The 19461-nt window shown below is 69.6% G+C and carries 17 protein-coding genes; 5 read left to right on the forward strand and 12 right to left on the reverse strand.

Features of this window, described 5'->3' with window-relative positions; all coding sequences use genetic code 11:
- Window positions 1-47: 47 nt before the first annotated feature.
- Both ACWEN3_RS01285 and ACWEN3_RS01290 read left to right on the forward strand, forming a co-directional pair.
- A complete protein-coding gene (locus tag ACWEN3_RS01285; protein ID WP_452964114.1) occupies window positions 48-1322 on the forward strand; it encodes a cytochrome P450 in 1275 nt (424 codons plus the stop codon).
- 24 nt (window positions 1323-1346) lie between these two features.
- A complete protein-coding gene (locus ACWEN3_RS01290) occupies window positions 1347-2390 on the forward strand; it encodes an NAD(P)-dependent alcohol dehydrogenase (RefSeq protein WP_452964116.1) in 1044 nt (347 codons plus the stop codon).
- Here the strand turns inward: ACWEN3_RS01290 and ACWEN3_RS01295 are convergent.
- The 6 genes from ACWEN3_RS01295 to ACWEN3_RS01320 form a co-directional block, all read right to left on the reverse strand.
- Window positions 2330-3697: a protein-L-isoaspartate O-methyltransferase family protein gene (locus ACWEN3_RS01295; protein WP_452964119.1), complete on the reverse strand. Its 1368-nt coding sequence runs from the start codon at window positions 3695-3697 to the stop codon at window positions 2330-2332. The genes ACWEN3_RS01290 and ACWEN3_RS01295 overlap by 61 nt on opposite strands.
- An 89-nt stretch (window positions 3698-3786) precedes the next feature.
- Complete coding sequence (locus tag ACWEN3_RS01300) at window positions 3787-5271, reverse strand: NUDIX domain-containing protein (protein ID WP_452964122.1); 1485 nt, start codon at window positions 5269-5271, stop codon at window positions 3787-3789.
- Between the two features lie 92 nt (window positions 5272-5363).
- Window positions 5364-7226 carry an ABC transporter ATP-binding protein gene (locus ACWEN3_RS01305; protein WP_452964125.1) on the reverse strand — a complete coding sequence of 621 codons (1863 nt, stop codon included), beginning with the start codon at window positions 7224-7226 and terminating at the stop codon, window positions 5364-5366.
- A 532-nt stretch (window positions 7227-7758) separates the two neighbouring features.
- Window positions 7759-8892, reverse strand: coding sequence for a hypothetical protein (locus tag ACWEN3_RS01310; RefSeq protein ID WP_452964127.1), 1134 nt, complete (start codon window positions 8890-8892; stop codon window positions 7759-7761).
- A gap of 82 nt (window positions 8893-8974) precedes the next feature.
- Window positions 8975-9817, reverse strand: coding sequence for a TauD/TfdA dioxygenase family protein (locus ACWEN3_RS01315; RefSeq protein WP_452964129.1), 843 nt, complete (start codon window positions 9815-9817; stop codon window positions 8975-8977).
- A gap of 32 nt (window positions 9818-9849) precedes the next feature.
- Window positions 9850-10728: an amino acid--tRNA ligase-related protein gene (locus ACWEN3_RS01320; protein WP_452964131.1), complete on the reverse strand. Its 879-nt coding sequence runs from the start codon at window positions 10726-10728 to the stop codon at window positions 9850-9852.
- Window positions 10729-11390: 662 nt separating this feature from the next.
- Between ACWEN3_RS01320 and ACWEN3_RS01325 the strand changes: the two genes are divergently transcribed.
- A complete protein-coding gene (locus tag ACWEN3_RS01325) occupies window positions 11391-11906 on the forward strand; it encodes a hypothetical protein (protein WP_452964133.1) in 516 nt (171 codons plus the stop codon).
- Between the two features lie 434 nt (window positions 11907-12340).
- Here ACWEN3_RS01325 and ACWEN3_RS01330 read toward each other — a convergent pair whose 3' ends face one another.
- From ACWEN3_RS01330 to ACWEN3_RS01345, 4 genes are all read right to left on the reverse strand, one after another.
- Complete coding sequence (locus ACWEN3_RS01330; RefSeq protein ID WP_452964135.1) at window positions 12341-12520, reverse strand: hypothetical protein; 180 nt, start codon at window positions 12518-12520, stop codon at window positions 12341-12343.
- A 68-nt stretch (window positions 12521-12588) separates the two neighbouring features.
- Window positions 12589-14397, reverse strand: a complete 1809-nt coding sequence (locus ACWEN3_RS01335) for a glycoside hydrolase family 15 protein (protein ID WP_452964137.1) — start codon at window positions 14395-14397, stop codon at window positions 12589-12591.
- Between the two features lie 175 nt (window positions 14398-14572).
- Window positions 14573-15175, reverse strand: coding sequence for a hypothetical protein (locus ACWEN3_RS01340; protein ID WP_452964139.1), 603 nt, complete (start codon window positions 15173-15175; stop codon window positions 14573-14575).
- Window positions 15176-15207: 32 nt separating this feature from the next.
- On the reverse strand, window positions 15208-15411 hold the full coding sequence (locus ACWEN3_RS01345; RefSeq protein WP_148013095.1) for a DUF5999 family protein: 204 nt from the start codon (window positions 15409-15411) through the stop codon (window positions 15208-15210).
- A gap of 766 nt (window positions 15412-16177) precedes the next feature.
- Here ACWEN3_RS01345 and ACWEN3_RS01350 point away from each other — a divergent pair.
- A complete protein-coding gene (locus tag ACWEN3_RS01350) occupies window positions 16178-16636 on the forward strand; it encodes an ATP-binding protein (protein WP_452964141.1) in 459 nt (152 codons plus the stop codon).
- Window positions 16636-17703 (forward strand): aldo/keto reductase, encoded by a 1068-nt coding sequence (locus tag ACWEN3_RS01355; protein ID WP_452964144.1) that lies wholly within the window; start codon window positions 16636-16638, stop codon window positions 17701-17703. The genes ACWEN3_RS01350 and ACWEN3_RS01355 overlap by 1 nt, the downstream gene beginning before the upstream one ends.
- Here the strand turns inward: ACWEN3_RS01355 and ACWEN3_RS01360 are convergent.
- On the reverse strand, window positions 17676-18188 hold the full coding sequence (locus tag ACWEN3_RS01360) for an NUDIX domain-containing protein (protein ID WP_250400400.1): 513 nt from the start codon (window positions 18186-18188) through the stop codon (window positions 17676-17678). The genes ACWEN3_RS01355 and ACWEN3_RS01360 overlap by 28 nt on opposite strands.
- A complete protein-coding gene (locus ACWEN3_RS01365) occupies window positions 18185-19453 on the reverse strand; it encodes a hypothetical protein (RefSeq protein ID WP_452964146.1) in 1269 nt (422 codons plus the stop codon). Before ACWEN3_RS01365 ends, ACWEN3_RS01360 begins: the two co-directional genes overlap by 4 nt.
- Window positions 19454-19461 lie beyond the last annotated feature (8 nt).

Consider the following 19461-nt stretch of genomic DNA (forward strand, 5'->3'; position numbering starts at 1 on the left):
CGGGGCAAGGCGGACAGCATCGACTAGAGAAGAGGGAGTGGAGCCTCGTGGTCGAGGAAACCCCCTGGCAGCAGGCCCTCCGCTACGCCAACCGCGCCAACCCGTACCCGTTCTACGAGGAACTGCGCAAGACACCGGTGGCGCGACAGCCGGACGGTACCTATGTCGTCAGTACCTACCGGGAGATCGTCGCGCTGCTGCACGACCCCCGGGTCAGCTCGGATCCACGCAAGTGCCCCCGCCCGGTCGCGGCCCCGGCCGAGGGATCGGCGGAGGCGGAGGCCGAGCCGATCACGGAGGCGGTCATCTCTTTGGAGCCGAACATCATCACCCAGGATCCACCCGAGCACGATCGAGACCGCCGGATGATGATGCCGCATTTCGCCGGCCCTCCCCATTCCCCTCACCTGATCTCCGACCTTGAACCCGACATCCGCCGCATCGTGACCAGGCTCCTGGACGACATGCGGGGCAAGACCCGGATCGACGCCGTCGACGACTTCGCCTACCCCCTGCCGGTGACCGTGATCTGCAAGGTTCTGGGCGTGCCGCTGGAGGACGAGCCACGCTTCCACCAGTGGATCGAAACGGCCCTGGACGCTTTGGACTTCGGCCCCGAGGCCGCCTCCGAAGAGATGCAGAGCCGACTGGCCGGGGGCCGCCAGGCCGTGCAGCAGTTCGGGCAGTTCGCAGCCGAGCTGCTCCACCGGTACGCCCGGCAGCCCGGCCCGGGCATGCTCTCCGCGCTGGTGAACGAGGACGGCTCGGAGGGGCGGATGTCCAAGGGCGTGCTCGCGAGCAACGCCCTGCTCCTGATCTTCGCGGGACACGAAACGACGGTCAACCTCATCGCCCACAGCGTGCTCACCCTGCTGCGCCACCCCGACGCGCTCGAAAAGTTGCGCCGCCGACTGGAGTTGATCGTGCCCGCGGTGGAGGAGCTGTTGCGCTTCGAGTCGTCGGTGCAGTTCTGGCACACCCGCTCGGCCGTGGAGGACATCGACATCGCGGGTACCACCATCCCGATGGGGGCGCCGATCTTCCTGGCGTACGGCTCGGCGAACCGCGATCCGGAACGGTTCACCGACCCCGACGAACTCGACCTCGAACGCCGCGACAACCAGCACCTCGGATTCAGCCAGGGCATCCACTTCTGCTTCGGCGCCCCGCTCGCGCGGCTCGAGGTCCAGATCGCGGTCGGCGAGTTCGTCCGCCGGGTGCAGAATCCCCGGCTGGTCGAGGACCCGCCGCCGTATCGGCACAACCAGATCTTCCGCGGCCCGCGACACGTCCTCGTCGACATCGACGGCATCCGCGACTGACCAGCGTTTGCGTAAAGGATCGCCATGCGGGCCTTTCAACTCGTCGGTTGGCGGCAACCGCCCGAGCTGCGCGAGGTGCCAGTACCCGAGCCCGGCCCGGGGCAGGTCCTGGTGAAGGTCGCCGGTGCCGGTGCCTGTCACTCCGATCTGCACATCATGCAGGCACCCGAACCGCTCCACGGCTTCACGGCCCCGCCCTTCACGCTCGGCCATGAGAACGCGGGATGGGTGGAACGGCTGGGACCGGGCGTCACCGGTTTCGAGCCTGGAGACGCTGTAATCGTCTACGGCTCCTGGGGCTGCGGCATCTGCACCAACTGCCGTCAGGGCCAGGAGAACTACTGCCAGAACCTCGGTGGTCAGGGCCCGGGCCTCGGCGGTGGTCACGACGGCGGCATGGCCGAGTACCTGCTGGTCCCGGCGGCGCGCTACCTGATTCCGCTCGGCGCCCTCGACCCGCGCCAGGCCGCCCCCCTCAGTGATGCCGGGCTGACCAGCTATCACGCCGTGAAGCGGTCGCTGCACCTGCTGGGACCGGGCTCGACCGCGGTCGTGATCGGGGCCGGCGGACTGGGCCAGATGACCATCCAGATCCTGCGCGCGCTCAGCGCTGCGACCACCGTCGTCGCCGTGGACACCGACGCCGGCAAACTGGAGACCGCCAAGCGCATGGGCGCCGACGAGGCCCTGCTCTCGGGTGACGAGGCGGTGACCCGCATCATGGACATGACGGGGAAACAGGGCGCCCAGCTCGTGCTGGACATGGTCGGCATCGACCCGACGCTGCGGATGGCCGCTCAGGTGGCCAGGATCCTCGGCCACCTGACCATCGTCGGACTCGGCGGCGGAGCCCTGCCCGTCAACTTCTCCAGCCCGCCGCACGAGTGCTCGGTCGCCTCCCCCTACTGGGGCTCCCTCACCGAACTGATGGATGTGATCACGCTCGCCCAGCAGGAGAGGATCAATGTGCTGGTCGAGCACTTCCCCCTGCAACGCGCCGACGAGGCTTACCAGCTCCTGCACGACGGCAGGATCCGAGGACGCGCCGTCATCACTCCCCACGCGTGAATGCGGTCGTCAACGCGAACGGACACCACGACTGTGCCTGGCCGCCGGCATCCGGGAGATCCAGCGAAAACGCCCCCGGCTCCCGCAGGTGAGGAGCTTGCTCGGACCACCTCATGCGCCACGGACCCTCGCCCTCCCCACCGAGCGGCATGAGGCCGACCGGGTGACGATGGACATGTAGTGACGTGACCACGCTGCTCACAGAAGGAGGTAGGTGCCATGACATCTCCTTCCGATTCCCCCGGTTCCGTTCCACCACGTGGCACCGAACCACGAGAGGGCCCTGCGGCCGAAGGTATGGCCGCCCTGGCGAACATGGGCTGGCAGATCCTGCTCCGCCAGGATCCGCAGGCGGGCGCGCCGATCACCAGGTGCTCGGCGCCGAAGTCGCGCACCAGCCCCCCGAGCAGGTGGTCTGCGGCCAGCCACAGGCCCCGGTCGGTGTCCGCGGGCGGCGCCAGCATGCTCCGCTGCGTCCAGGTGCCCGGCTCGGTGGCGATGCGTTGCCGGAAGTCCTCGCTGAGCCAGATCCGTTCCATGCCGTGCCCGGCTCGGTGGGCGAACTCCACCGCCCGCAGCTCTCCGGTGATCTGCCCGCCGTCGTTGCGCTCCACGACGGCGAGGGCGGGCCACGACGGTGACGCGCTGGTGACGTGCGCCAGCAGTTTGCCGCCGGGCGCGAGCTGCTCGACGAGCGCCGCCGGCACACGCCCCACCGCGTACGACACGAAAACGCGGTCGAACTTCCGCCCCCGTAGACCCTGTTCGCCGGACCCGCACGCCACCTCCGGTCGGAAGTCCAGGTCGGCCAGCCGGACCCTGGCCGCGTCGGTGAGGTGTCGGTCCCGGTCGAGGGTGACCACCTCTTGGTCGCCGCAGACCTGGCAGGCCACCGCGGCGGTCACCCCCGCGCCCGTCCCGACATCCAACACCCGCTGACCCGGGCGCAGATCCAGCTCCTCCAGCAGCGAGGCGGTCAGACCCATCACCGTCGACATCGACGTGATCGACGCCCCCGACCGCGTCCCGCGCACCCGGCCCATCAGGGGCTCACCGTCGTGCTGGACGAGCACACTGGCCCCGCCATACAGCAGCCCGAGCAGCTCGGGACGGTCCTGCGGCGCCGACCAGTCCAGCAGGTCCCACCGCGGCGGCTCCTCACCCGGGGCGCTGCGCCGCACGTACGCCTGTGGCATCAGCACCTCGCGGGGCAGCGCGAGCAGAGCGTCGCGCACCGGCCCGGGCCGTAGCCCATGCTTCTTCTCCAGCTCGGCGACCATCGCTGCCCGCGCGTCGACCGGATTCACTTCGGCAGCCGAAGGTGGGGTGTTGTCGGCCGGCCGTCCTGCTCGCCCTGGTGTCCGGCCGGCCGTGGCTGGGCTCGCGTCCAGGGCCGTCATCGCCCGTCCCACCCCATCTGCGAGTACAAGCGCCCGGCGAGCACTCCGTCGATCGCCTGGCGGGTGTAGGGCACGACGGCGGCCGGGAGATCCTTGGGGTTCCACCACCGCCACTCCACGCACCGGTCGGGCTCCAGGACGGCCGGGGTGCCGGACCAGGTGCGGGCCCGGAAAACGAGGCCGATACGCGGGCGGGCGGACGGCGAGTCCACGAGGTGGACGAGGTGCACGAGTTCGATGTCGCCCGGCTCGATGATCAGCCCCGCCTCCTCCTGGGCCTCCCGGATCAGGCAGCTGATCGCTTCTTCCCGCTCGCAGTGCCCGGCCAGGAAGTGCCATGTGTTGCCCGCGTATGCAGAGTCGGGGTGGCGCAGGCCGAGGAGGATCCGGCCGTGGTTGTCCTCCAGGTAGAGGTGGACACCGACGATGTGGAGCTCGGTCCCCTCCGGCGCCTCGTCGCGCAGCAGCCGGGCCGTGGCCGGCGGACTGCTGGCGGGGGGATGCTCTGCCGCGTGCCGGCGGATCAGGTCATCGAGCCCGGGGCTCAGGCGCAGCTGCTCCAGCGTGTCCGGGGTGAACCACCGCAGCAACACGCCTTCTTGCAGATCCACCATCTCCGGATCACCGCTCCAGCGGCCCACGAACACCTGGATTGGCACCGCGAAGCCGTCGACGCTCGTCGCCTCCTCCAGGGCATACGGCGTCAGGCCATTCACCTCCAGGCCCGGGACCTCTTCGGAGAGCTCCCGCCGCAAGGTCGCCTCCAGGTTGACGTCCTCCACCGTACGGCCGCCGCCGAGGAGAGCGAACGTGCCCGGGGCCCAGATGCCTTCACGCTGGTCCCGCAGGTGAAGCAGGTATCTGCCGTGGCCGTCGTGGATCAGCGCGGAGGCGTTGACGGGCTCTGGCCGCCCGTCGAGGCCCTGGGCCTGGGCGTCCAGGAGCTTGTCACGCAAGGTCGGGGACCGGACGTCGGCGAACTCGAGCCACCGGGCGCCGGCAACCTCATCGTCCTGCAAGGTGAGCTGGGGGTGCTGCTCGGGCACGAGATAGAAGACGAATCGGAAGTCGAAGTGCTGGTGGGAGCCTTCGCCCCTGGCGGGGTCGGCGTCGATGTCGTGGACGTCGATGTCGATCGGAGCCCCGATGAACTGCGGAGTCAGGCACAGGTCGCCCGGCCGGATGCCGGTCTCCTCGCACGCCTCCCGCAGCGCCGCGGCCAGGAGCGTCCGGTCGTCCTCGACATGGCCACCCGGACCGAGGAACATCCCCGTGACCTTGTGGCCGATGTGCAGAACGCCTTGTTCCCGGTCGATGACCGCCGCGCTGCAGGTGACGTGACCGGGGAGCGTGGCACGGCTGGCCGGGGCGTCGGCTCCGTCCAGGAGGGACAACAGCCCGGTCAGGGATTCCCGCTCGTGCGGATGCCGGGCCAGGTACGCCTCGGCGGTCGCGCGGATGTGGGAACGGGTGAGCGGCACGTCATCACCTCGGGACGGCATGGGAAGGGGGGCGTCCGCGGCCGTGGGTGCGGCCGCTTCGGCGGGGCGTACTGAGGTGGCGCCGGGGCCGCTCATGCGGGGGTCTCGCGCTTCGCGCCGTCCGGCTCGGACGTGATCTGGTAGGACAGCAACTGCTGAAAGGGTCCGGGCTGTTGGGAGAGTTCGGGGTAGGTGCCCTCCTGGACGATTTTGCCGTCGTTGAGGACCACGATGCGGTCGGCGATGGCGACATTGGTGATGCGGTGGGTCACCAACAGCACCGCCCGATCCCGGGCGAGGTCCCGAAGCCGCTGGAAGATGCGGTACTCGGCGCGGGGATCCAGGTTCGCCGTCGGCTCGTCGAGGACCAGCAGACCGGCCTGGCGGAAGAACGCTCTCGCCAGGGCGATGCGCTGCCACTGGCCGCCGCTCAGTTCCTCCCCGTTGAGCCACTCGCGGGCTAGGAGGGTGTCCAGGCCGGCACCGAGCTTGTCGACGACTTCGTCGGCGTCGGCCGCCTCGCACGCCTCGCGGACCGCCGCGTCGCCGCGCGCCGTGGGCTGACCCTGGGTCACGTTCTCGCGCACGGTCAGCGGCCAGTGCGCGTAGTCCTGCGGCACGAGGGCGACCTGCTGCCACAGAGCCTGCGGGTCGCAGTCGCCGGTGGGGATGCCGTCCCACAGCACCTGCCCGCCTGTGGGCAGGTAGAGACCGCTGACCAGCTTCGACAGCGTCGACTTGCCCGAGCCGTTGAAGCCCACCAGCGCGGTGACCTCGCCCCGACGCAAGGTGAGGGAGACGTCGGACAGCGCGTCGTGCTCCTTGCCGGAGTACCGGTGGGTGACCGACTTGACCTCGATCGTCCTTGGCGGCACAGGGCGGTGCGGACCCCGGCACATGCGGAAGCCGCCGGCCTTGTCGAGGAAGCCGCTCCAGTCGTCCATGTACAGCCCGGTCCGCACGGCGCGCGCACCGACAGCCACAAGACCCCGGACCGACATGCCTACCGTCTGCAGGGCGAAGACGGCCGTCCCGGCATGCCCGACGGTGATATGGCCGGTCGCGAGCAGCCACACGACCGCCGCCCACACCACCGCCGACCCCAGCCCTCCGCACACCGCGCCGACCAGGGACATCCGGGCGCCCTTGTCGGCCGCGGCCCGGTCCTCGCGGTTGATCCGGGCGACCGTGTGCCGGTACCGGCCGGACAGGAAGTCGGCCATGGTGCCCGCGCGGATCTGGTCGGCGGCGTCCTTGGTGTAGATGTGCCAGCGCAGCACCGACAGCATCCGGTTGTCGCCGTTGCTGCGGAGGTTCGCCAGGTACCGGACGCGCGCAGCGCTCACCTGGGCCAGGGCCTGCGGCAGGCTGGCTGCGACGAGGAGCGGGAGAAGGACCCAGTGCACGCCGGTCAGCACGATCGCCCCGGCGAGGAAGCTGGCGCCCGACGCGATCAGGTCCTGGCCCTCGTTGATCAGGTCGCCGGTGACCTGGGCGCCGCGGTCGGCGGCTTCCCGGTCACGGTTGAAGTCGGGGTCGTCGTACGCGCACAGCTCGACCTCGGCGCAGCCGGTCAGCAGCATCTGCTCGGCCTCGCGTGACATCAGCGGACCCAGCCGGGAGGACAGCCAGTTGACGGTGATTCCGAGGAGCGCGCGCACGCCGCCGGCACCGGCGAGCAGGGCGACGGAGGGCCACGCCTGAAGGAGCCGGTGGTAGACGTCTCCGCTGCGCAGCAGGGCGGTCAGGGTACCGGCGATGGCGACCAGGCCCAGGGCCTGCATCACGCCGGTGACGGTCTGGCACAACAGGAGGCCGACGGTCGCTCGTCGGTCGACGCGCCAGGCGAGAGCCAGCGAACGGCGCACCAGTTGCGGCAGGCGTCGTGCCATGTCGCGCATCCGGATTGAGCGGCCGGCTGCCTCGCGGCTGCCGGTCAGGTCGACGTACCGCATCTGCGGCTCGGGAGCGGGCGCGGGCGAAGTGCCTGCAGGTGAGGGTGCGGACGGTCCGGCGGACGGAACGAAGGGGGACGCTGCGGGGGTGGTGCGCGGTCCCGGAACACTGTCGGCTGATGCATCGGTGGGCTCACTCATGCCGCCCACCCCGTATCCGGACGTGCTGAACTGAGCCTGCCGTCAACGCTGTGCGTGATCACGCCGGGCCGCCGTTCGATTCCGGGAGGCTGCTGCAGGGGGGGCAGGGGTGGGATGCATGGCGTGTCCTCCGTCTGAGAGTCGGTGTGGCACTGATGCTCTAAAAACGCACTGGACCTGGTCCCGTCACGGCCCGATGGGAGGGCATTTGGTGAACGGGAGTTCTAATGGCGGGGGCGGGGCGTGCGGGCTCTGGGCGGTCGCGGCTCAAACTCGTTCGATCAGGGCGGTTCACTCCTTCAGGGGGTTGCGGACAGCACGGACCGGGCCGCAGCGGAAGTCCGCGGCGGCCGTGCGGCGGGTGTTAAGAGCAGGACGAGCGGGGAGGGCGTCAGGTGTTGAGGACGGTGAAGACGACGGAGGGGAAGCGGCGGCCGTTGACCTGGAGGGCGAGGGAGTAGGAGCCCGGTGAGACCTTCCACCGTGCGGTCGAGCGCAGCGGGTGCGCCTTGGCGAGCCGCAGTTCCTGGCCGGCTTCGGCTGTGGCACGGCGCAGGAAGGAGACCTTCTCCCGCGGCTGGCCGTTCTGCCCCGTGGTGGCGATCACGATCATCACGTGGACTGGTGCGGTGGCGGTGGCGGTGGCGGTGAGAGCGGCGGAGAAGTTCAGGGTGTCGCCGTCGCGGAGTTCGGTGCGCTCCAGGGTGAGGGGGGTGAGCGCGATGGGCGCGTCGTGGGCGTAGCCGAGGATGGCGTAGGCGGGCGGCCAGCCCTCCTTCAGCCGGTTGCGCAGGGCACCCCGGGCGATGAAGGCGAAGTGCTCGTCTGCGAGTCGGCCCGACTGCTTCCACCGCTGAAGGGTGGTCAGCACGAGGTCGGGCCGGCTGGCGGCGATGTCGCTGAGGTGGTTGGCGACGGAGGTGCGGACATAGAGGTGAGCGTCGTCGTAGAGCTGATCGAGGACGGGCAGTGCCGCGTCGACGGGCAGCTGGATCCGCGGAGCCCAGGGCAGCAGGGGCCGAGTGGCCTCGCTCGCCAGCCTGCGCACCCGGAAGTCCTCGTCGCGGGTCCACCCGCCGACGGCCTTCATTGTCTCGTCGGGGAAGTCGGCGAGAAAGTGCCGCACCGGGAGCTCGGCGGAAAAGTACCCGGTCATGCGGGCCAGAACGGCGAGCGCCTGGTCCAGGTGCTCAGCGGTACGCAGGTAGCGGGAGACGTAGTCGGAGTGGGGCGAGTAGATGTGCAGGCCGAAGTCATTGGTCACCCCGGCGGCCTCGGGCGTCGGCGGGAGGGAGCGCAGCAGGATGTCAAGCGCGTCGGGGCCGGTGACCGGAAGGTGGGCGTGCAGGCCCTCGCTGGTGCGGGCGATCCGGCCGCTGAGCTCCAGCCGGGGAAGGTCGGCCGTCACCGACTTCACGAAGCTTTCGGCGTCGAACTCGGGGCAGGCCGAATGGACTTCGCGGCCGATGCGGGCGATGCGCTCGGCGTTGAGGGCGGTCTCTTTCAGGGGAACCTTCACGGTCATGGGCAAACCCTAGGGCTGACTACAGGGCCGCCCTCGTGTTCTCGCCGCAGGTCATCCGGCGGTGTGAACACGAGGCTTTCGGCTATCGGACGGCGGCGCGGTACAGCAGCCGGCGCTGGCGGGAGCTGTCGCAGGGGGAGGCGGTGTGGAGGGTGGCGAGGTTGTCCCACACGACCAGGTCGCCCTGGCTCCAGCGGTGGCTGTAGACGTACGGCGTGCTGGTCGTGTGCTCCAGCAGTTCGCTGATCAGGGCGCGGCTCTCCTTCTCGGGGAGTCCGGTGATGCCGCCGATCACCATGGAGCCGAGCAGCAGCGAGCGGGCACCGGTGACCGGGTGGGTCAGGACGAGCGAGTGCTCAACCCCCGGGTGACCAGCGAGACTTCCGGCCGCGACCGACGATTGGCCGCCGCTGGCCTGGCTCTGCAGGACACGGAGCCGCTCGATGGAGTGCACCGCGCGCATCCCCTCGATCCGCTGCCGCATCGCCGGGGGAAGGGCGGCGTAGGCGCGGGTCGCGTCGGCGAAGCGGGTCTCACCGCCCTGCTCGGGGGTGATGACCGAGTACAGCAGGGTCGCGGAGGTCAGCTTCGGCTTGAAGCTGTTGTCGGCATGCCACTCCTCCTCGTTGTCCCCGTCGTAGATGCCGACGTGCTCGCCGTCCTCAACGATGTTGCTGATGACGGTCAGCCCGGGGAAGCCGCCGACGGCGTACCGGCGGTCGACGCTCGTGTCCACCGTCCCGAAACAGGAGGCGACGATCAGGAGATCGGCGTGGGTCAGGTGCTGTCGGGGCGCGATCAGCAACCGGTGCCGATGAAGGGCTCGCGCCAGCTGGGGCAGGAGGTCTTCGGCGTCGGTCGCGAGGTTGCAGTCGACGATGGCGCCGAAGCCGCTCTCGTCGAGCGGGCGCAGCGGCAAGGACATCCCGGCTCCTTTCCGGACGGTCGTGTCGGTGATCAGAACTGGGACGACTGCTGGAAGAAGGTGACGTCCTTGATGCCAGAGGAGGCCATGCAAAGCCGCTCGATGCCGATGCCGAGCCCAACGCTGCTGGCCGGCACGCGCCCGGCGTCGATCGCCTTCCACACCAGGGCCTGCTCGTCGTCGTACAAGTCCACCGCAAGGGCCCGTTCGACGAACTCGGCACGGTCGGGCTCGTCCTCGTAGCCGTGGATGACCTCGATGCCGTCGACCAGGAGCTCGAAGCGGTTGAGGACGGCAGCCGTGCCGGGTGTGAGACGGGCGCACGGCTCGTCCCCTCCGACCGGGTACTCGGTGAGGAACAGTGCGGCGCCGGTGCTCCGGGTTTCCAACTCGCGCTCCACGAACTGCCCGAGCACCGTCTTGAACGGCACGTCGCCGCCCATGCCCAGGTGCGCGGCCATCTGCGTGGGCAGGTCACCGAGGGGTTCACGGCGCAGGTCGATGCCGAAGTGGTCGCGGACGTGGCCGGCGACGGAGACCCGCTGGGGGGTGTAGGGGATGTGCGGGCCGATCAACTTCTCGGCGAGCGCCATGAGGAAGTCAAAGTCCTCGTCGGCGGCGTAGAGGTCGAGCATCTGGAATTCGGGCGCGTGGAGCTCGTCCGGCTTCTCGGGCCGGAAGCACGGGCCGATCTCGAAGCCCCGCCGGTGGTGCTCCAAGTTCACCCGCAGTGCCGGGCCGATCATCGCCCGCAGGAACCGCCCGCCGTCATGGTCCACCGGTAGACGACGCCCCGGGCCGAGTTCGGCCCTCCGCAGTGTCGGGGTGACCACCTCGACGAAGGCATCCGCGTGGAGCGTGTCCCGCAGGCTGAACAGCAGGTCCGACTTCATGACGACGGGGTTGAGCACGGGTGCTCCTCAAGGTCGGTTATTCCGACGGCAGTTGAAGGGAAGCCGGGCCCACGGCGATCTCGTGCGTGGCTTCTCGGCGGGGCCACAAACTAGCCGCGCCGACGCGAGCAGTAGAAGCCCTTCCACCGGCCCTGCCGGGCCCAAGGGGGCTGATCTGCCGCCCATTCAGGACCAGACTTCGGCGATTTCGCAGCTCAAGCAGGATGTGCGCGCAACGGGCACGCAACGGTCCCGTGCAACCGGCGCAACGCCCAGAGCCGTTGCGGCTCTCTTCGGCGCAGCCCTAGCGTGACTGGCCAAGCGCCCAGCGCGACCGCGCCACGCAACGCTCATCCGCAGATGGACAAGACGTGCTCCGGCGCGACCTTCTCCACCGGCATGCGCCTGCGCCAATGGCGTGCCGAGCCGATGGTTCAGCACCTCAGCGGACCCGCGGCCCGGCAGTTCCACAGCCCGATCACCCGGATTCGCGGATCACCCGCGACCGAAGAGGGAGAACTAGATGACCGCTACCGCCGGAATGACCCCGGACACCGGCCTGAAGGCCGGCATGCGCCCGGACGCCTCCGAGCTGAAGCTCGGGATGCGTCCCGACGCCCCCGTGCTGAAGGCCGGGATGCGCCCCGACGCGGCCGAGCTGAAGCTCGGGATGCGTCCCGATGCCCAGAGTTGCGGGCGGCGTTGTCCAGGAGTTCGGCCACGGCCAGGACGACCGGCTCGACGACGGTGCTGCCGACGTACTCAGTGGGCTCCCCGGTGATCCGCACCCGGCGGTAATCCTTGATGCGCGACTCGGCCCCGCGCACGACGTCCAGCAACGGGGTGTCGTCCCGCTGTCGTCCCGGCCACGCGCCGGCCAGGAGACCGACGATCTGGGCCTTGCGGGCGAGCTGACTGCAGGCGTGGTCGATCTCGTAGGCGTCGGCCAGGACCTTCTCGTCGTCGTGATGGTCGATCATCGAGCTGATCGCCCGCTGCTGCTCGTACACCAGCGCCTGGAGCGCTCGTGTCACGGACTGCACGGCAGCCTGGGCAGCCCGCTCCGCGCGAGTGGACGCCTGCTCCGCAAGGGTGCAGAAGTATTGAAGGATCTCTTTCTCGGCCTGGGCGAACACGGTGCCAGCCAGCTCAGGGTGGAGCGGCTGCCCAGCGTCGCCACCGGAGCCGCCCCATAGCTCCCCGGCCAGCGCGGGAAGCCTGTGCGTGGCCAGGTGCTGTATCTCCTGGTCCCGCAGAGCGGAAAGGCTCTGCGCTCGTTGGAGGACCTCCTCCAGTCCTGTCTTGTCGGTGCGTGGCTGTGTGCTGTCCGGCGGTAGCGGACGGCGGCAACGGTCGCGCAGACGAAGCCCGGCGCGAGCAGGGCAAGCGCGGCGTCCTGTATCGGGGCGGTCATCAGGTCAGGTCCTCATACGAGTTCGGGTGTCGGAACGCGGGGCGGCACCGTCGCCGGACCGCTGTCGTTTTCCTCGTGCGCGCTGATCGCGGCCAGTGCCAGACTCAGAAGGAGCGGGGCCGTGAATGCGCGTCCGGCCGCGTTGCCGAACCTCGCCCACCGCGGCGAGCCGTTCTGGGTTCCGATCACCGGCGGCACCACCAACAAGCCCGTGTTCTAGTATTTCGCTCCGGGCGGCCACACCTCCCAGCGGGAGCCGGGCGGGAGCAGCAGGCTCCACCCGCCGTCGGCGGCGATGGCCGCGCCGACCGGATGTGGCTCGTTGTGGGCCAGCACTCCGATCACCGCCCGGACAGCGCCCTCGGGCAGTGTGAGGACCTCGAAGCGGGCACCCACGGGGAACAGCCTTGGTTCCGGGCCGACGCAGGCGCGGAACAGATCGAAAACCCTCGGATTTTGCGGGTTCATGCCGCCTCCGCAAGAGAACGGGCGCGCTGGAGCCGCAGCGCCGTGTCGATCAACGGCACGTGACTGAACGCCTGAGGGAAGTTCCCAACCTGGCGCTTGAGCCGCGGGTCCCACTCCTCGGCGAGCAATCCCAGGTCGTTGCGCAGGGCCAAGAGCTTCTCGAACAGCTGTTGCGCCTTGTCGACGCGGCCGATCATGGCGAGGTCGTCGGCCATCCAGAAGGAGCAGGCCAGGAAGGCGCCCTCGTCACCGGACAGCCCGTCCAGACCCGCCTTCGGGCCGGCGGTGCGGTACCGCAGGATGAACCCGTCCTTGGTCGACAGTTCCCGCTGGATCGCCTCGACCGTGCCGATGACGCGTTTGTCCTCGGGCGGCAGGAAGCCGACCTGGGGGATCAGCAACAACGAGGCGTCCAGCTCGCGGGAGCCGTACGCCTGGGTGAACGTGTTCCGCTCCTGGTCGAAGCCCTTCTCGCAGACGTCCCGGTGGATGTCATCCCGCAGCTCGCGCCACTGCTGGAGCGGCCCGACCGCGCGCCCGGCCTCGATCAGCTTGATGGTGCGGTCGACGGCGACCCAGGCCATCACCTTGGAGTGGACGAAGTGCCGACGCGGGCCGCGGATCTCCCAGATGCCCTCGTCCGGCTCCCTCCAGTGGTCCTGCAGGTAGGCGATCATCTTGAGTTGCAGGGCAGCCGTGTGGTCGTTCGGCGCCAGCCCTGCCTCCTCGGCCAGGTGCAGCGCCTCGACGGTCTCGCCGTAGACGTCCAACTGGAGTTGGCCGGCAGCTCCGTTGCCGATACGGACCGGGGTAGAGCCCTCGTACCCGTCCAGCCAATCCAGCTCCGCCTCGGCGAGCTCGCGCTCGCCGGCGATGCCGTACATGATCTGTAGGTTCTCCGGGTCCCCGGCCACCGCCCGCAGGAGCCAGTCCCGCCAAGCGCGCGCCTCCTCGCGGTAGCCGGTGCGCAACATCGAGGAGAGCGTGATGGCCGCATCCCGCAGCCAGGTGTACCGGTAGTCCCAGTTCCGCACCCCGCCGATCTCCTCCGGCAGGGAGGTGGTCGGGGCGGCAACGATCCCGCCGGTCGGGGCGTAGGTGAGCGCCTTCAGTGTGATCAGCGAGCGGACCACCGCATCGCGGTACGGACCGCTGTACGTGCACTGGCCGACCCACTCGCGCCAGAATTCGGCGGTCGTCTCCAGCGCCGAATGCGGCTCCGGGAGCGGGGGCTCGCCCTTGTGGGAGGGCTGCCAGCTGATGGTGAAGGCGATCCGCTCGCCAGCCCGAACGGTGAAGTCGGAATATTTCGTGCGGTCTTCACCCCGCGAGGCCACTGAGGCGTCGAGCCAGACCGAGTCGGGCCCGGCCACGGCCGCGGTGCGGGCACCGACTTGGTTCACCCACGGCGTCACGCGGCCGTAGGAGAACCGCATCCGCAGCGCGGAGCGCATCTTCACCTGGCCGCTCAGGCCCTCGACGATCCGGACCAGCTGAGGGGCGCCGTCCCGTGGCGGCATGAAATCCGTGACGCGTACGGTGCCTTGGAGGGTGTCCCACTCTGAGCGGAGGATCAGCGAGTCCCCGTCGTAGTCCCGCCGGTCGGCGGTCGGCGGTTTCACCCCGTCGGCGCAGGCCGGTCCCAGACGCCAGAAGCCGTTTTCCTTGGTGCCGAGCAGCCCGGCGAAGACCGACGGGGAGTCGAAGCGGGGCAGGCACAACCAGTCCACGCTGCCGTCCCGGCATACCAGGGCGGCGGTCTGCATGTCCCCGATGAGTGCGTAGTCCTCGATACGCCCAGCCATGGAATATCCGTCTCAGTAGGTGCGGGCGCCCCGATGCCTGCGGGGGGCAGGGAGCGCGGGTGGGTAGCAGGGGGTGATGTGCGGCTCGTCCGACGCCACGGCGGTGCAAGGGGCGGACGGGCCCGAAGTCCCGGCGAGCGCGGGACACCGGGGGACGGGCACGTCGACACCTCGGTCATCGGGCACCGGCTGTAGCGCTCAGGTCGCTCAGGTCCACGGCGGTACAGCCTTCGAGCGACAGCACCTGACGTGTGGCCACGAGCCAGCGGATCGCGGGGTCGTCGTAGGCGACCATGGCGAGGTCGTCGCCGGGAACGGGCAGCAGAGTGCGCCGGTCGTACGGAATGCCCGTGACTCCCCAGTTCACCGGCCGCTCGACCCAGGCCGCGACGTGCTTGCGCAGATGCGGGCAGTGCCTGACCGCGATGAGCGCGCACGGCGGGCAGACCGGTGCGGCGGTGGTCAGCTCTCCCTTGCCCACCGGCCGGCCGACGTCCTTGAGGAGGAACAATTGCCGCTCCGGGTCCTGCTCCAGGGTGTCGGCGCCGCACACCTGACACAGCATTCGACTGATCGCCCGCCGCTGGCGCAGAGCGTGGACGCTCGGGAACAACGCCCTGCCGGATCCCGGGGCGATGGCCTGCCGGATCCACAGCACGCCTTCCATGTCGCGGTCGTACGGCACCTCGTCCGCGTAGCCGATCCCTTGCCTGGTGCGGTGCAGGACCACGGGGGGCACCGTGTGCGTCTCCGCGGTCCACGCGGTCACGTACGGCACCGGAAGGCCACCCTGCATGTACCGATGGCTGGTCATGCGGCGGCACACGCCACGACGCCGGTCACTCGACGAGGGGCGACGATCTTCCCGTCGGGAAGGATCTCGCCGGTGTCATCGAAGAGCACCACGCCGTTGCACAGAAGCGACCAGCCCTGGTCCGGGTGCGCCGAGACCACGGTGGCGGCCTCGCGGTCCGTGGCCTGGGCGGAGGGGCAGGCGGGCTTGTGCTGGCACATGGCGAATCCTTGGGGGAAGCGGTGCTGCGGGGGGATGGCACGGGTGGGTTGCGAAGGGAAGGGATCGGCTGCCGCGGGGGAAGCCCTCGCCGCGGCAGACAACGGGCGGGCAGGTGGTGCTGTCCAGCCGAATTACGTGTGCCTGGCGTTGCGTGAACCTGTGAATAGCGTTGCCCCTTGGGGGCGTTGTCGGTAGCGAAAACGGACCCCCACTTCTCCCCACTTCGACATCGGCGAGCACAGTCGGGATTTCGCCCACGCGTCACTGGCCCCGCAGGCAAAAGGGGTGAATTCGGTCATTAATCAGTGTGTCGAGGCTTGTGTGAGGGCCCACCGCTGGAGGCCGGCCGCGCCGCCCCCACTTCACCCCACTTCGCTGGAAGTGCTTGACTGAAATGCGTGAACGGTGATACGCGCGCTCGCGGGTGGGGTAGGGGGCTGAAGGGTCCCCCATTTGCGTTCTGCCAGCTAAAAGCCGCTCTCGGCACTCCTGTCGGCGTCAGCACGCGGTCAGAATCGGGGCGCAAAGGACGCCTTGTTCGTGGTCGCAGTGCCGGGGGAGCTGCGTAAATCCCGATCCTTTGTGCGGATCCTTTCCTCTGTGACTGTCGTCCCGCCTCGGTAAGTTCGCGAGCCCGGCGACGAAGTGGGGAGAAGTGGGGGGCCGTTTTCGCTGTCGCCAGCGCTGCGTGATGGGCCACGGTATTCGCCAGGACTTGCCAGTCCGTTCCCCCCGGGCATCGCGAACGCAGCGAGGAGTGATCCCGTGCTTGGTCCCACCAGTACGGCCTTGGCACGCGGCCAAGGCCGCGCCGCCGGCGGCGCCGTGAAGCATGCCGCGCTCGACCTCCGCGGCCTCGACGCGCCGCAGAGCGCCGCCCGCCGCATAGTCCGCAGCGCGCTCACGGAGACCCCCGACGAGGAGTACAAGGACGACGTGGTGCTGGTCGCCGACGAACTGGTGGGCAACGCCCTCGAGCACGCCGGAGAGGCTCTCGGCATCTCTCTCGATCTGTACCCGTGGGGGACGGTTGTCCAGGTCCGCGACGGCGGCCGGGACACGGCCGCGGTGCCACGGAATCCGGTACGGGCCGACGATGACGATGTGAACGGGAGAGGCTTGTTTCTGGTGAACGCACTGGCAAGTGCCTGGCGGGTTCAGTACGACGACGCGGGGAAACGAGTCGTCGCGCTCTTTCTGCATCGAGCGGGTGACACATACTGATGCTGCCGAATGATCTCACCCACCGCTCCGTGGCCCGGGACTTGCTCCTGGGCCCTCTGGGCATCGGCACAGGCACCTCCCGGTGGGCCCCGACCGCCGTTCAGCCGGACGACGCGCAACTGCTCGACGGGCTGCGCCGCGCCGTGGAGTCCGGTGTGGAACTCATCGACACGGCAGACAGCCACCGGTACGGCCACGCCGAGCGGCTCATCGGCAAGATCCTCAAGGAGAACCCGGGCCACAGCGTGCGGGTGTCCAGCACGGTCGGCCGAGTCCGGGGCTCTGCTCCCCACCCGTACGCCGGTCCTCGCCTGCGGCACCAGCTCGAACAGACTCTAGAGAACCTCTACCTCGACGAACTCGCCGTCTACACCCTTGAGTCGTACGACTTCGGCAACGGCGACCGCTACCTCGGCCCCGTCATCGAGCAGATGCGCGTGCTACGGGATCTGGGCCAGATACGAGCGATCGGTCTGCGCGGCCCGGATGGCCGCTCCTCGGCCCCTTTTATCGGCCGCTTCCTGGACCTCTTCGACCAGATCCGCCCCGACGTGGTCTGGACGCAGGCGAGCGGCTTGCTCCCGCTGGCCGACCTCGGAGACGGCGAGGACCTCGGCGCCTTCACCGCCCGACGCGGCGTCGGCCTGCTGATCGCCTCTCCGCTGGCCAACGGCGTCCTCGCCGGCCGCCGCCCGCGGACGGAGAGCCTGGCGGACGACCGAACGGAGGTGCAGACATCGGCTATCACGCACGGCCTCGCCGTACTGTCCGAGCGGTTTGGCTCGTCCGCTGATGCCCTGCTGCGGGTGGCCTTACGGTTCATCCTTCACCAGGTGCAGAACGCAGTGGTGATCGTCGGCGTGGGCGATCGGCAACAAGTCGGCCAGTACTTTGACTCTCTCGGCCAGCCCCTGTGCACCAAGGACCTGACGGTGATCGAGGAGGTCTTCCGCCGCATCCGAAGCACGGTGAGCCCTACCGAGGACCGCAGCCTCTCCGTGGAGGTGACCAGCCGAGACGGGCGCGCATCCGTCCCCGTTCAGCAGGGCACCCCGTTGCGGAGGTAGCGCGGTATCCCGTCGTCCAGCACCTTCAGGGCTTGTTGCGCTCGGGCCCGCTGCCGGTCCGGCAACAGACGCAGCGCCTCGGTGACGTCGAAGAAGCCGTGCTCGGAGATCTCCTCGTCGCAAGGCTTCAGCTTGGCGGCCTGTTCGGGTGACAGAACGCCGGCGTCGAAGACGAAGCCGAGGTAGTCGTCCCATGGGCCATGCGGTTCGACCCAGTCGACGCACAGGAACCGCAGGCTGGTGATGTCGAGGCCGAGCTCCTCGCGGAGCTCCCGGCGAAGAGCGGCATCGGGGGGCTCGTTGGCCTCCGCCATGCCCCCGGGAAGATCCCACCCGTCCTTGTAGGTCGGGTTCACCAGAAGCAGTCGGCCGTCCCCGTCTCGAACCAGGGCATCGGCAGCCGCCCGCTTCCGGGCCTGCTTGGCGTTGCCTTCGGCCAGGTAGGCGTTGCGGCCAGGGTCTCCCGGCCTGGGGGCATCGTTCACTGCGGACCTTCCGGTAGCGCGAGACTGCCGAGCAGCAATCTACGGTGCTGAGCAGCCGCGGCCATACGCGAGAGCAGGTCGCGGACCTCGGGCACCTGGCGGTACCGATCGAATTCGGCCTGCAGCGAGTCGAGTTGACTGCTCAGCCGCAGAGAGGTGACCGACTGGCCAGCGGTCAGCAGCTCCACGCCGACCTGACAGGCCGCGTCGACCTGCTCTTGCGCCAGCAAGACCCGCGCCAGCGTGACCTGTCCGAACGCCATGCTTCGGACCCGGCTCGCGTCGCGCAGCGCCAGGGCGCGTTCCGCTTCCTGGGCCGCGGCGTCGAGCGCGCCGAGATCCAGCAGCGCGGAGGCAGCCTCGCTGGCCAGCGCCGCTTCGTCGAAGGGCGCCACCCAGTGCGAAGCCGGAACGGAACGCGCAAGAGCCAAGGCATTGCGTGCCGAGTCGAGAGCCCGCTGGGCGTCGCGTCCCTCGTTGAGCTGGGCGAGCGCCCGGGCCTCCATGGCGTGGAGGCGGGCCGAGAGGGCCGGGACCCGGGGGCCGGCGGCAAGTCGTGCCAGTCCGCTGCGGGCGAGGTCAGCGGCGGCGTTCACCTGCTCGGTCTGCAAGGCCAGGTGGCTCATGCCCGCCAGCACGTTCGTGCCCGCGGTCACGTCTACAAGACTCTGCGCCAGACGCAGCGCGCGATCGAAGTGCCCGGAGGCCAGGTCGTCCCGTCCGACATCGTGAGCCATCCACGCCGCCATCTCCGTGAGCACGACCGCCGCCCCGAACGCGACCTCGCCATTCTCACGTTGGTCCGTCGCACTGAAGAGGCCCGGGGCGACGACGGTGTTGAGGTAGTGCACCACAGACCGGTAGACGTGGCCTCCACCGAGTTGGCGGTCCGCGAGCCGGAACGACTCCATAGCGGCGACGTGCGGTGACAACCCGAGATTTCCCAGCGAGCGTTCGCCGCTTGCCGCTGCCCCGGTCTCGGCCCGCTGGTGGGCGTCCGGCTCGGCCGGCCCGAACAGCCGCTCAGCCGTCTCGACGAGAAGGTGCTCCAGGATCCGGCAAGTTGGGCGCCGCGGCAGCCCCTTGATGTCCCCGACCATCCACCGGTCCCAGGTGGACCGGGAGACGTACACGGAGGCGAGAGTGGGGTCACCGTCCAGCCGGGCTACCTCCTTGGCAGCCCGCTCGAACTGCACAGTGAACGTCTCGTAGACGCGCATGCGCCGAGCCTCGACCACCTTCGGGAAGAGGATCGCCCTGCGCATCGCGGTCT

Source organism: Streptomyces sp. NPDC004561 (assembly GCF_053602155.1).

Coding starts and splice junctions, on each gene's coding strand:
- ACWEN3_RS01290 (WP_452964116.1), top strand. CDS start 1,347: ATGCGGGCCTTTCAACTCGTCGGTTGGCGGCAACCGCCCGAGCTGCGC.
- ACWEN3_RS01305 (WP_452964125.1), bottom strand. CDS start 7,226: ATGCGGTACGTCGACCTGACCGGCAGCCGCGAGGCAGCCGGCCGCTCA.
- ACWEN3_RS01310 (WP_452964127.1), bottom strand. CDS start 8,892: ATGACCGTGAAGGTTCCCCTGAAAGAGACCGCCCTCAACGCCGAGCGC.
- ACWEN3_RS01315 (WP_452964129.1), bottom strand. CDS start 9,817: ATGTCCTTGCCGCTGCGCCCGCTCGACGAGAGCGGCTTCGGCGCCATC.
- ACWEN3_RS01325 (WP_452964133.1), top strand. CDS start 11,391: ATGCCCAGAGTTGCGGGCGGCGTTGTCCAGGAGTTCGGCCACGGCCAG.
- ACWEN3_RS01335 (WP_452964137.1), bottom strand. CDS start 14,397: ATGGCTGGGCGTATCGAGGACTACGCACTCATCGGGGACATGCAGACC.
- ACWEN3_RS01345 (WP_148013095.1), bottom strand. CDS start 15,411: ATGTGCCAGCACAAGCCCGCCTGCCCCTCCGCCCAGGCCACGGACCGC.
- ACWEN3_RS01355 (WP_452964144.1), top strand. CDS start 16,636: ATGCTGCCGAATGATCTCACCCACCGCTCCGTGGCCCGGGACTTGCTC.
- ACWEN3_RS01365 (WP_452964146.1), bottom strand. CDS start 19,453: ATGCGCAGGGCGATCCTCTTCCCGAAGGTGGTCGAGGCTCGGCGCATG.